9 protein-coding genes and 1 other RNA gene are annotated in these 12,056 nt (G+C 54.2%); 8 read left to right on the top strand and 2 right to left on the bottom strand.

Translation table 11 applies throughout. The annotated features are described in order from the left end of the window. The first annotated feature begins 10 nt into the window (after window positions 1-10). From ABRZ28_RS08445 to apbE, 4 genes are all read left to right on the top strand, one after another. The gene (locus ABRZ28_RS08445; protein WP_330520002.1) at window positions 11-331 is read left to right on the top strand and encodes a hypothetical protein; all 321 of its coding nucleotides are present in this window, start codon (window positions 11-13) and stop codon (window positions 329-331) included. Further along, the gene (ydiK, locus tag ABRZ28_RS08440) at window positions 300-1,409 is read left to right on the top strand and encodes an AI-2E family transporter YdiK (RefSeq protein WP_319603098.1); all 1,110 of its coding nucleotides are present in this window, start codon (window positions 300-302) and stop codon (window positions 1,407-1,409) included. The genes ABRZ28_RS08445 and ydiK overlap by 32 nt, the downstream gene beginning before the upstream one ends. Before the next feature lie 236 nt (window positions 1,410-1,645). After that, window positions 1,646-1,757, top strand: an RNA gene (rprA, locus tag ABRZ28_RS08435) — antisense sRNA RprA. A 160-nt stretch (window positions 1,758-1,917) separates the two neighbouring features. Beyond that, complete coding sequence (gene apbE / locus ABRZ28_RS08430) at window positions 1,918-2,958, top strand: FAD:protein FMN transferase ApbE (RefSeq protein WP_319603099.1); 1,041 nt, start codon at window positions 1,918-1,920, stop codon at window positions 2,956-2,958. A 220-nt stretch (window positions 2,959-3,178) separates the two neighbouring features. Here the strand turns inward: apbE and ppsA are convergent, their stop codons facing one another. Then, entirely contained in the window at window positions 3,179-5,557 is a 2,379-nt protein-coding gene (ppsA, locus tag ABRZ28_RS08425; RefSeq protein ID WP_319603100.1) for a phosphoenolpyruvate synthase, read from the bottom strand. Window positions 5,558-5,862: 305 nt separating this feature from the next. Here ppsA and ppsR point away from each other — a divergent pair, with 305 nt between their 5' ends. After that, entirely contained in the window at window positions 5,863-6,684 is an 822-nt protein-coding gene (gene ppsR, locus ABRZ28_RS08420; RefSeq protein ID WP_319603101.1) for a posphoenolpyruvate synthetase regulatory kinase/phosphorylase PpsR, read from the top strand. Window positions 6,685-6,854: 170 nt separating this feature from the next. Further along, window positions 6,855-7,901 carry a 3-deoxy-7-phosphoheptulonate synthase gene (locus tag ABRZ28_RS08415; RefSeq protein WP_330520001.1) on the top strand — a complete coding sequence of 349 codons (1,047 nt, stop codon included), beginning with the start codon at window positions 6,855-6,857 and terminating at the stop codon, window positions 7,899-7,901. Window positions 7,902-8,018: 117 nt separating this feature from the next. Here ABRZ28_RS08415 and ABRZ28_RS08410 read toward each other — a convergent pair whose 3' ends face one another. After that, window positions 8,019-8,729: a GntR family transcriptional regulator gene (locus ABRZ28_RS08410; protein ID WP_330520000.1), complete on the bottom strand. Its 711-nt coding sequence runs from the start codon at window positions 8,727-8,729 to the stop codon at window positions 8,019-8,021. Between the two features lie 303 nt (window positions 8,730-9,032). On the opposite strand from ABRZ28_RS08410, the gene ABRZ28_RS08405 reads away from it, so the two are divergent. Continuing rightward, on the top strand, window positions 9,033-10,616 hold the full coding sequence (locus ABRZ28_RS08405) for an alpha-glucoside-specific PTS transporter subunit IIBC (RefSeq protein WP_330519999.1): 1,584 nt from the start codon (window positions 9,033-9,035) through the stop codon (window positions 10,614-10,616). Next, a complete protein-coding gene (locus ABRZ28_RS08400) occupies window positions 10,613-11,935 on the top strand; it encodes a 6-phospho-alpha-glucosidase (RefSeq protein ID WP_330519998.1) in 1,323 nt (440 codons plus the stop codon). Before ABRZ28_RS08405 ends, ABRZ28_RS08400 begins: the two co-directional genes overlap by 4 nt. The last annotated feature ends 121 nt before the right edge of the window (window positions 11,936-12,056 follow it).

The following is a 12,056-nucleotide window of genomic DNA, read 5'->3' as shown; positions in this document are numbered from 1 at the left end:
GTGTCTGTGAGTGAAGGGATTTATGCCCTATACCTTGAAATATATGGCGAATAATTCATCAGTTTTCCGTTTATCCAACCATCAGACTCATCACGTTTTATCACATTTTCCGCGACCGTGCCGCCGAATCGGGAAAAAACGCATTGAGTATGGGCTTTACGCGGTTTACGCCAACAAAATGTTTAACAGGCTGTCAAAAACCACAGAAATATCTCATGATAAATCATCGCCGTTTCATCGCCTTGCTAAAACGGCGCAGCTTTCCGACAAGGTGTCTACTGATATAGAGGTAATCTTCGTTGATAAAAAAAATCCAACAACAGCATTTTGACCCGGCCAGAACATTATTCAGCCTGCTGTTCATCATCATAATGATCATCGCCTGTTTTTGGGTAGTTCAGCCTTTTATTCTGGGATTCGCCTGGGCCAGCATGGTTGTGATCGCGACCTGGCCTTTGTTGATCAAGATTCAGCATTTGTTGTGGGGACGCCGTTCACTGGCCGTGCTCGCCATGACGCTGCTGCTGATCCTGCTATTCGTCATGCCGATCGCCATACTGGTCAGCAGCGCCATTGATAACAGCTCGGCGTTAATGAGTTGGGGAGCCAGTCAGGAGAATTTCTCTCCGCCCAGACTGGAATGGTTAACGTCTATTCCGGTCGTCGGAGACAAATTATTCAACAGTTGGCAAACCCTGCTGCAAAGCGGCGGCAGCGGTCTGTTCGCCAAAGTTCAACCCTACGTGGGGAAAACCGCGACCTGGCTGGTGGCGCAGGCGGCGCACGTTGGGCGCTTCCTGATGCACTGCGCCTTGATGCTGGTATTCAGCGCGCTGCTCTACTACAAGGGCGAATCGGTCGCTAAAGCGGTGCGTCATTTCGCTATCCGTCTCGGTCGTGAACGCGGCGATACCGCCGTCATTCTGGCGGCGCAATCCATTCGGGCGGTGGCGCTGGGCGTGGTGGTGACCGCCATCGTTCAGTCGCTGCTGGGCGGCATCGGCCTGTTCATTTCCGGCATCCCCTACACCACTTTATTGACGGTGCTGATGTTTTTGTGCTGCCTGGTGCAATTGGGGCCGCTTCCTGTGTTGATCCCCGCCATTATCTGGCTTTACTGGACTGGCGACACCACCTGGGGAACGGTGCTGGTGGTGTTCAGCTGCGTAGCGGGAACGCTGGATAACTTCATCCGTCCCGTCCTGATCCGTTTAGGCGCCGATCTGCCGCTGCTGCTCATTCTGTGCGGCGTTATCGGCGGATTGCTGGCTTTCGGCATGATCGGCCTGTTTATCGGGCCGGTCGTGCTGGCGGTATCCTATCGCCTGCTTTTTGCCTGGATGGAAGAAATTCCTGAGCCGCAGGCCATCACGGAAGACCCTTTAAACCCGCAGGCGGGCAAAGACTGATCGCCGTCAAGCGCAATCATCGCCGCGGGAGAAACGTCTCGCGGCAATCAAATGATAAACAATGCTAATGTTTGGTTTCACTTTTGAGGGATTATTCCTAAAAAATCTGCTTATTTAAGTTTATTTGGTTAATTTCATTGAAACCCCGATTGCTTTCGCCAATAAACTCTTTAAAAACAATTAACTATTAGGATGATTCCTAATGACTGTCCGCGGCGTTCTCTTTAGCATGTGTCACGGAGCTAGTTTTAACCTTCTGTTAGTCAACAAGGTTTCCTCCTCGTCAGAGTTAGTAACGAATTGCTGTGTGTAGTCTTTGCCCATCCCCTGAGATGGGCTTTTTTTTAGTTTCCCCGCCATAAATTGCGGTCGGCCATGTTTTTGTTAATCTCCTGTTTGTATTTCTTCTGCTTTGCTTTATATCTTTCTTCTTTCAGATTTCAGCCGGTCGAATGCCCCGCCCGTTGAAATCTATTGATTATATTGGCTTCATTCTCAGGAGTTTTTCATGGCTAATCTCGCCAGGGGATTAATAGTTGGTTTATTGTTCAGCCTGCTTACAGGTTGTGATAACGCTCCCCACACCGACCTTCGTCCGCTGATGGCCATCGAGGGAAAAACGATGGGGACGTTTTACAGCGTAAAAATCAGCGGTGAACAGCAAGAAAGCAAAGAACGGCTTCAGCAGGAGATTGATGCTCTGCTGGAGCAGGCGAACAACGAGATTTCAACCTATCGTCAAGACTCAACGCTATCGAGGTTCAACCAATACCGCGGCAATGAACCGCAACCCATCGGCAATGGCATGGCGGATATCATACTGGCGGCGCAGCGTATCGGGCGGGCCACCGGCGGCGCGATGGACATCACCGTGGGGCCGCTGGTCAATCTGTGGGGATTCGGTCCGCAGAAACAGCCGACGCAAATCCCCAGCCAGCAGCAAATTGACGCCGTGCGGCAAAAAATCGGGCTCAGCCATCTGAAATTGCTGAGCGACGATCGGGGGGAATGGATTCAGAAAGACTTGCCCGACCTGTATGTCGACCTGTCGACCCTCGGCGAAGGTTATGGCGCCGACCTGCTGGCGCAACTGATGGCGCGCAAGGGCATCACCAACTATCTGGTTTCGGTCGGCGGCGCGATATCCAGTCGGGGGGTAAATGCGCAAGGGATACCGTGGCGCGTGGCGATCCAGAAGCCGACCGATCGGGAAAACGCCATGCAGACGGCGGTCAATTTGCAGGGATACGCCATCAGCACCTCCGGCAGCTACCGCAACTACTTTGAACAAAACGGTCAACGCTATTCCCATGTGATCGACCCCGCGACCGGAAAACCCATCACGCACCAGTTGGTTTCGGCCACCGTTATCGCGCCTACCGCGCTTGAGGCCGACGGCTGGGACACCGGGTTAATGGTGCTGGGACGTGAAAAAGCCTTAGAACTGGCGCAACAGCAGGGGTTGGCCGTTTACCTGATTAGCAAGACCGAGAATGGCTTTCAGGCGGAGATGACGCCGCAGTTTAGCGCCTTCCTGATTGCGCAGTGAAGCATGCCGTCGGGCGTCAGAGCATCAATAACGTCGCCTTCGTAATATCAAACCCAAATCGGCCATTCCCGCGTTGGCGGGAATGGCCGATGACTATGTGCGGTTTCAGCCAGCGATCCCCGCCTACTGACGCGGGGATGACAGTGTAAGCTGCGGGGATGACGATGTAAGCAGCGGGGATGACGGTGTCGGCTGCGGGGATAACGATGGAAATGTGAGGCTACTGATGTTCAGCCAGATTCAACCAGGTTTGCACCACGGTATCCGGATTGAGCGACAAACTATCAATCCCCTGCTCCATCAGCCAGAGCGCGAAATCCTCATGGTCCGACGGCCCCTGACCGCAGATGCCGACGTATTTCCCCTGTTTTTTGGCGGCCTTGATCGCCATAGAGAGTAATGCTTTCACGGCATCATTGCGCTCATCGAACAGTTCGGAAACCACGCCGGAATCCCGATCCAGCCCCAACGCCAACTGCGTCATATCATTCGAGCCGATGGAGAAACCGTCGAAGTACGCCAAAAACTCCTCCGCCAGCAGGGCATTCGAAGGGATCTCGCACATCATGATGATTTTCAGGCCGTCTTCGCCGCGCCGCAGCCCCTGACGAGCCAGCTCATCAATCACCGCCTTCGCCTGCGCGACGGTACGAACGAACGGGATCATAATCTCGACATTCTTCAGTCCCATGTCGTTACGAACACGTTTAATCGCCTCGCACTCCAAAGCGAAACACGCTTTAAAGTCCGGGGAGACGTAACGCCCCGCGCCGCGGAAGCCCAGCATCGGATTTTCTTCATCCGGTTCGTAACGCTCGCCGCCCACCAGATTGGCGTACTCGTTAGATTTAAAATCGGATAAGCGGACAATGACCCGCTTGGGTGAGAAAGCCGCCCCCAGCGTGGCGATGCCTTCCGTCAATCGGCCGATATAGAACTCGACCGGATCGTCATACCCTTGCATCAACGCCTTGATTTCGCGCTGTAGCGCCGGCGTTTGCTGCTCAAACTCCAGCAACGCGCGCGGATGAACGCCGATCATGCGGTTGATGATAAACTCCAACCGGGCCAGTCCGACGCCATCGTTCGGCAGGCAGGCGAAATCGAAAGCGCGATCGGGATTGCCGACATTCATCATGATCTTCAGCGGCAACCCCGGCATGGCGTCAATCTGCGAGCTTTTTACCGTGAAATCCAGCAGGTCATGATAGACATAGCCGGTGTCGCCTTCGGCGCAGGATACCGTCACCTTCTGTCCGTTATGCAGACGTTCCGTGGCATCGCCGCAGCCGACCACGGCGGGGATGCCCAACTCGCGGGCGATAATCGCCGCGTGACAGGTGCGGCCGCCGCGATTCGTCACGATGGCGGCCGCTTTTTTCATGATCGGCTCCCAGTCAGGGTCAGTCATGTCGGTCACCAGCACGTCGCCCGCGTTAATCAGGTGCATTTCGCTGATATCCTGAATCACTTTCACTTCGCCCGCGCCGATACGATGACCGATGGATCGGCCTTCAACCAGCACTTCTCCGCGCGACGGCAGATGATAGCGCTCCATAACCTGACCGTTGGAGCGAACGGTTTCCGGACGCGCCTGCACGATGTACAGTTTGCCGTTGTGGCCGTCTTTCGCCCATTCGATATCCATCGGCCGGCCGTAGTGTTTTTCAATCAGCAGCGCCTGACGAGCCAGCGCCTGCACTTCATCATCGCTCAGGCTGAAACGCGCGCGCTGCTCTTCCGGCACATCCTCAATCTGAACCTGCTTACCGTGCTCCTGGCTGGCCGCGTACACCATGCGGATTTTTTTCGATCCCATATTGCGACGCACGATCGCCGGCTTATCGGCGAGCAAGGTGGGTTTGTGTACATAAAACTCGTCGGGGTTTACCGCGCCCTGCACCACCATCTCGCCCAACCCGTACGCCGAGGTAATGAACACCACCTGATCAAAACCGGATTCCGTATCGATGGTAAACATCACGCCGGCCGCCGCCAGATCGGAACGCACCATGCGCTGCACCCCGGCCGACAACGCGACGCCGCGGTGGTCGTATCCCTGATGGACGCGATAGGAAATGGCGCGATCGTTGAACAGGGAGGCAAACACGTGTTTCACCGCCACCATCACCGCCTCGATGCCCTGAACATTCAGGAAAGTTTCCTGTTGCCCGGCAAACGACGCATCCGGCATATCTTCGGCGGTAGCGGAAGAGCGCACGGCGAAGGAGGCATCTTTCTCGCCGTCGGCCAGTTGTTGATACGCTTCGCGGATCGCCTGTTCCAGCGCGGGCTGGAAGGGGGTATCGATAATCCACTGGCGGATTTGCGCCCCGGCTTGCGCCAGTTGGTTCACATCATCAATATCGGTGCGATCCAACAAATCATAGATACGCTGGTTGATACCGCTTTGATTAAGAAAATCATTAAACGCCTGTGCCGTCGTCGCAAAACCATTCGGTACCGCTACGCCCAGTTCCGACAGGTTGGTGATCATCTCGCCCAGAGAGGCGTTTTTGCCTCCCACCCGTTCAACGTCGTGCATACCAAGCTGGTTATACCAGAGGACATTCCGCAAATCAGAGCCGTTATTGGACATCGAAAAAAATCCTTTCTGCATACAAGATACAAGTAGGGTATGGAAATAGCCGGTTGAGAATTCATCTCAACATAATCAGCGTAGCATAGCGTTTTATAAAGTATGGAAAGGTGAATCGATCAACCTATGAAAAAAAACTCATTTCACCGGGCAAAATCGATAAATGCGGTAAAAATAAAATATTGCGGAAGATTATTATCGTTATCATATTGATAATGAAATCGCGTTTTAATAAAAGTATTCATTAAATCCATTTTTTGATGAAGTTAATGCATTTTTGCTGAAAAAAACGATAAGGGGCGGATGTGGAAAGAAGCGTATTTTATGTCTCGGATGGGACGGCAATCACGGCTGAAGTGCTGGGCCACGCGGTGCTGTCGCAATTTCCTGTCAGCACGGTGAGCTATACGCTGCCCTTCGTCGAAAATGAAGCGCGCGCCAAAGCCGTCTGCGAGCAGATCAATACCGCCTACCGGCACAGCGGACTGCGTCCGCTGGTTTTTTATTCCATCGTGACGCCAACCGTGCGCGATATCATCATCAGCAGCGAGGGATTTTGTCAGGATATCGTGCAGGCGCTGGTGGCGCCGTTACAGCAGGAGCTCAACATTTCCCCCGCGCCGATCGCCAATCGCACGCACGGGCTGACCGCCAACAATCTGGGTAAATATGACGCGCGTATTGCCGCCATCGACTATACGCTGGCGCACGACGACGGCATTTCGCTGCGTAATCTCGATCAGGCTCAGGTCATCCTGCTTGGCGTTTCGCGCTGCGGCAAAACCCCGACCAGCCTCTATCTGGCGATGCAATTCGGGATTCGCGCCGCCAACTACCCCTTCATCGCGGACGATATGGATAACCTGCGTTTGCCTGACGCGTTAAAACCTTTCCAGCACAAGTTATTCGGGCTGACCATTGATGCGGAACGGCTGGCCGCCATCCGCGAAGAGCGCAGAGGGAATAGCCGCTATGCGTCTCTGCGCCAATGCCGTATGGAACTGAACGAGGTTGAAGCGCTGTTCCGTAAACACCAGATCAAATACATCAACACCACCAACTACTCGGTGGAGGAGATCTCCGCCAAGATCATTGACATTCTCGGCATGAGTCGACGCATGTACTAGTACATGATAGATTTTTTAACGCCGGACGATTGAAATACGCCGGGTTTGGTTTATGGTAATCGCCATCACTTCCCGGCAATTCGCCGTTGCGAAGAAAATCCTTTGGCTGAGGAACATTCTCCGACAGAGATAGAGAGGCGTTCTTAGCCGACAGCACTCAGAGACACATTATGCATCAAACAGATGAACTGCGAAGTACGCGCATCGACAGCCTGGCCGCCCCCCAAACGCTGATGGACGAATTACCGGTTTCACCCGCCGTTGCCGAGACGGTGACGGCGTCACGAAAAAATTGCGAACAGATTCTTAGCGGCCAAAACCGCCGTCTGTTGGTGGTTATCGGCCCCTGCTCCCTCCACGACACGGCCGCTGCGATCGAGTATGCCGACCGTTTGGCGGCATTGCGAACTCAGTATCGGGAACGGCTGGAAATCGTTATGCGCGCCTATTTTGAAAAGCCGCGCACCGTCGTGGGCTGGAAGGGGTTGATTTCGGATCCGCGACTGGATGGCTCGTACCGGGTAAATGAAGGGCTGGCGCTGGCGCGTCGTTTACTGCTGGACATCAATAGCACTGGCTTACCCACCGCCACGGAATTTCTGGATATGGTGGTCGGTCAGTACATCGCCGACCTGATTAGCTGGGGAGCCATCGGCGCGCGCACCACCGAAAGCCAGATCCATCGTGAAATGGCGTCGGCGCTCTCCTGCCCGGTCGGTTTTAAAAACGGGACGGACGGCAACACGCGCATCGCCATCGACGCCATTCGCGCCGCCCGCGCGCAGCACATGTTTCTCTCCCCCGATAAACAGGGACGCATGACGGTTTATCAAACGCACGGCAACCCGTTCGGCCATATTATTATGCGCGGCGGCAAGCAGCCGAACTATTATGCCGACGATATTGCCGCGGCCTGCGCGCAGTTGCGCGAACACCACTTGCCTGAACGGCTGGTGGTCGATTTCAGCCATGGTAACTGTCAGAAACAGCACCGCCGCCAACTGGACGTCGCTGATGATATCTGCCGGCAAATACGCGCGGGGTCATCGGCCATTGCCGGCGTGATGGTGGAAAGTTTTCTGCTGGAAGGCAATCAGCCGGCGCGCAACCCGCAAACGCTGACCTATGGGCAGTCAATCACCGATCCCTGCCTGGGCTGGCAGGACACGGAAAACCTGCTCGCCCGCCTGGCCGACGCGGTCGATAGCCGCTTCTGAGCGGCCAGCCTTCGCCGGTTAAACATGAGATAGCGGCAAAACGGCTATCTCATGTTTGCCGCAGTCCGCGCGACATTGAGCATCTGCCATCCCGCCATCCGCGTAAGCCGCGATCGTCTATAACGTGAGTTTATTGCGCTGCATATAAAAGCTCACCTGATAGTCATGGGCATTGATCATGATGGAAAAATCAATATATTCACCCCCGGTCGTCTTCGCCAGCGATGTCATCTGCAACAGCGGCGTGCCTTCATTCACCTTCAATAAGCCGGCAACGACGCTATCCGCCAGTATCGGGGAAAAGATCTCATAACAGCCGGCAATCTCGACGTGCTTTTCATCTTCGATGTAGGCGAACTTCGAGCCCTGCAAATGCTGAATGGAGAGATCGGGAAAAGGCGCGATGGGCAGATAACTGTCTTCCAGCATGCAGGCTTTGCCATCCACGTAGCGTATACGGCGGGCGAAGTAAATTCTTTCGTCGGCGCGCAGCCGCAGTTGGCGGGCAATCGCCGGCGGCGCGGGAATGGTTCGAAAATCAATCACCTCATTGTTGGACGTGCGGCCAATCAGACGCATATGCTCGGCGAAACTGTTCAACGCATGCCCCTCGTGCTGAACATCCTTCTGCAAGATATAGGTTCCGCTGCCGTGGCGGCGTTGCAGCAATCCCTCCTTAATCAACTGCTCGATGGCGCGACGGATGGTCATGCGCGAAACGGAAAATTCAGCCACCAGACTTTTTTCCGACGGCAAGGTTTCGCCAATGCGAAATTCGGCGGAATTGATACGCGAACGGATCTGTTCCGCGATAGATTTGTAGATCACTTTCAGACCTCCCGCCCGGCGTAAATCCGTCTCATTTCCACCCCCGCGTCGTTTGAATTTCATTAGTTATCATCATATTACCGTGGTTCCTGCCCGACGGCGGCGACCGCCTGCGCCAAGACGTCTGTGAAAAGCCCAAAAGGTATACCTCTTTAGCGATCGCTAAATCATGATTCACTTCACACATCTCAGGTTAAATGACGACCTGCCTTATTCAATCTTTATATTCTCGCTGCACAAGAAAATATTAGACGTACAAAAAAAAAGCCTCTCCCTACAAAATTTAAAATGAAGGAAAACACGATGCTAAGTCAAATCCAACGATTTGGTGGAGCGATGTTTACTCCCGTACTGTTATTCCCATTCTCAGGAATTATCGTCGGCATCGCAATTATGCTGACCAATCCCATGTTTGTCGGCGAATTAGCGAATCCGGATAGTTTATTTTTTCAGATTATTAATATTATTGAAGAAGGCGGCTGGACCCTATTTCGCAATATGCCGTTAGTCTTCGCCGTCAGCCTGCCGATAGGCCTGGCGCATCAGGCGCCGGCTCGGGCCTGCCTGGCCTCACTGGTGTCTTACCTGACGTTCAATTACCTTATTCAGGCTATGGCGACGCAATGGGGCGGATATTTTAATGTTGATTTCACCGCCGATGCCGGGGGCGTAAGCGGATTAGCCATAATTGCCGGAATAAAAACGCTGGATACCAGTATTATTGGCGCCATTGCGATTGCCGGTTTGGTTACCGCGATTCATAACCGTTTTTACGATAAAACCTTGCCGGTTTATATTGGTATATTTCAGGGAACGGCCTATGTCGTTATCATCAGCTTTTTCATTATGCTGCCCGCCGCCTGGTTAACGCTGCTTATTTGGCCGAAAATTCAAATGGGCATTTCTTCGCTGCAAGATTTAATGTTGGCATCCGGCGCATTAGGCGTATGGATCTATACCTTTTTGGAACGCATTCTGATCCCAACGGGTTTGCACCATTTTATTTACGGACCGTTCATCTTCGGCCCGGTTGCGGTGGAAGGCGGGATTCAGGTGAACTGGATTGAGAATATTCAGGCCTTCAGCCAGTCAACCCTGCCGTTAAAAGAGCTGTTTCCCCAGGGCGGTTTCGCGCTGTTCGGCAATACCAAAATGTTCGGCTCCATCGGTATTGCCGCCGCCATGTACGCCACCGCCAACGCGGAAAATAAACGCAAGGTGGCCGGCCTGCTCATCCCGGCCGTGATGACCGCGGTGCTGGTGGGAATAACCGAACCGCTGGAGTTTACCTTCCTGTTCATCGCGCCATTCCTGTTCGCCGTTCACGCCCTGCTGTCCGCCACCATGGCGACGGTGATGTACGCGCTGGGCGTGGTCGGCAACATGGGCGGCGGGCTGATTGAAATCGCCACGCAAAACTGGATGCCGATGTTTCACCACCACGCGATGAACATGGTGATCCAGATCGGCGTCGGCACCGCGTTTTCATTCATCTACTTCTTTGTTTTCCGCGCCCTGATTTTACGCTTCGACGTCAAAACGCCGGGCCGGGAAAACAGCGAGATCAGGCTGTACACCAAAACAGACCTGCGCGGCAAGCCAGCCGAGCAGCCGACAGGCCAGTTGGAACAGGCTCAGGCCTATCTGGATGCCCTGGGCGGCACGGCGAATATCGTCAACCTGACTAACTGCGCCACACGTTTACGTATCACGCTCGCCGATCCGGCGCTGATGCAGCCGGACGACATATTCCGTCAGCTCGGCGCTCACGGCGTGGTGCATAACGACAACGCGATTCAAATCATCGTCGGCCTGTCGGTTCCGCAGGTTCGCGATCGTCTGGAAAATTTGATGCAACACTCACGCTACACGGAGATTCACCCATGAAAAAATTCTCAATCGTCATTGCCGGCGGCGGCAGCACCTTCACCCCGGGAATCGTTCTGATGCTGTTACAAAACCGCGATCGTTTCCCGATCGGCACGCTGAAGTTTTATGACAACGACAGCGCAAGGCAGGAAACCATCGCCGAGGCTTGTAAAATCCTGCTGAAGGAGCAGGCGCCGGAAATCGCGTTCAGCTATACCACCGACCCGGAAGAGGCGTTCACCGACGTGGACTTTGTGATGGCGCATATCCGCGTCGGCAAATATCCGATGCGCGAACTGGATGAAAAAATTCCGTTGCGCCACGGCGTGGTGGGGCAGGAAACCTGCGGCCCCGGCGGTATCGCTTACGGCATGCGCTCTATCGGCGGGGTGCTGGAACTGGTGGATTTCATGGAGCGATATTCGCCGCAGGCCTGGATGCTGAACTATTCCAACCCGGCGGCGATTGTCGCGGAAGCCACGCGCAAATTGCGCCCGCAGGCAAAAATTCTCAATATCTGCGATATGCCTATCGGTATCGAAGGGCGGATGGCGGAAATCATCGGCCTGACATCACGCAAAGAGATGAAAGTCCGCTACTACGGGCTGAACCACTTTGGCTGGTGGACCTCGATTCAGGACAAAGACGGCAACGAACTGCTGCCGACCATTCGTGAACATGTGGCGAAATACGGCTATATTCCGCAAACGAACGAGACCAACGTCGAACCGAGCTGGAATGATACCTTCGCCAAGGCCAAAGACGTGTGCGCGCTCGACCCGCAAACGCTGCCGAATACTTACCTGAAATACTATTTCTTCCCGGACTATGTGGTGGCGCATTCCAACCCGGAATATACCCGCGCTAATGAGGTGATGGCCGGTCGCGAGAAACACGTATTCGGTTCCTGTCACGCCATTATCAACGCCAAATCCGGCGCGGCCGGCGATCTGGAAATCGATGAACATGCCTCCTATATCGTCGACCTGGCGCGGGCCATCGCCTTTAATACGCAGGAAAGGATGTTGCTGATCGTAGAAAACAACGGCGCAATCAATAACTTTGATGACGATGCGATGGTGGAGATTCCCTGTCTGGTGGGCAGTCATGGGCCGGAACCGTTGCAGGTCGGCAATATTCCGACCTTCCAGAAAGGCTTGATGAGTCAGCAGGTGGCGGTGGAAAAACTGGTGGTTGAAGCCTGGACGGAACACTCCTACCAGAAGCTGTGGCAAGCCATCAGCTTGTCTAAAACCGTGCCCAGCGCCAGCGTGGCGAAAGCCATTCTTGATGATTTGATCGAGGCGAACCGCGACTACTGGCCTGAATTGAAATAATCGCCGCATCCCTCCTCTGCCTAGTCTTCGGGCCGCCATGGTTGATAGCGACCCGAAGACAGTATCGTTTCCCCGCCGCGCCCGTGGCTCCGATCTAATGGATTAAGAAAATTTCACTTGA

Origin of the sequence: Brenneria sp. g21c3 (assembly GCF_040240345.1) — a bacterium.
Lineage (GTDB): Bacteria > Pseudomonadota > Gammaproteobacteria > Enterobacterales > Enterobacteriaceae > Brenneria.
This window is presented reverse-complemented; position numbering and strand designations above follow the sequence as displayed.

What these genes read in the sequence shown, in the direction of transcription:
- ABRZ28_RS08400 (WP_330519998.1), top strand. Translation starts at nt 10,613, where the DNA reads ATGAAAAAATTCTCAATCGTCATTGCCGGCGGCGGCAGCACCTTCACC.
- ppsA (WP_319603100.1), bottom strand. Translation starts at nt 5,557, where the DNA reads ATGTCCAATAACGGCTCTGATTTGCGGAATGTCCTCTGGTATAACCAG.
- apbE (WP_319603099.1), top strand. Translation starts at nt 1,918, where the DNA reads ATGGCTAATCTCGCCAGGGGATTAATAGTTGGTTTATTGTTCAGCCTG.
- ABRZ28_RS08405 (WP_330519999.1), top strand. Translation starts at nt 9,033, where the DNA reads ATGCTAAGTCAAATCCAACGATTTGGTGGAGCGATGTTTACTCCCGTA.
- ABRZ28_RS08415 (WP_330520001.1), top strand. Translation starts at nt 6,855, where the DNA reads ATGCATCAAACAGATGAACTGCGAAGTACGCGCATCGACAGCCTGGCC.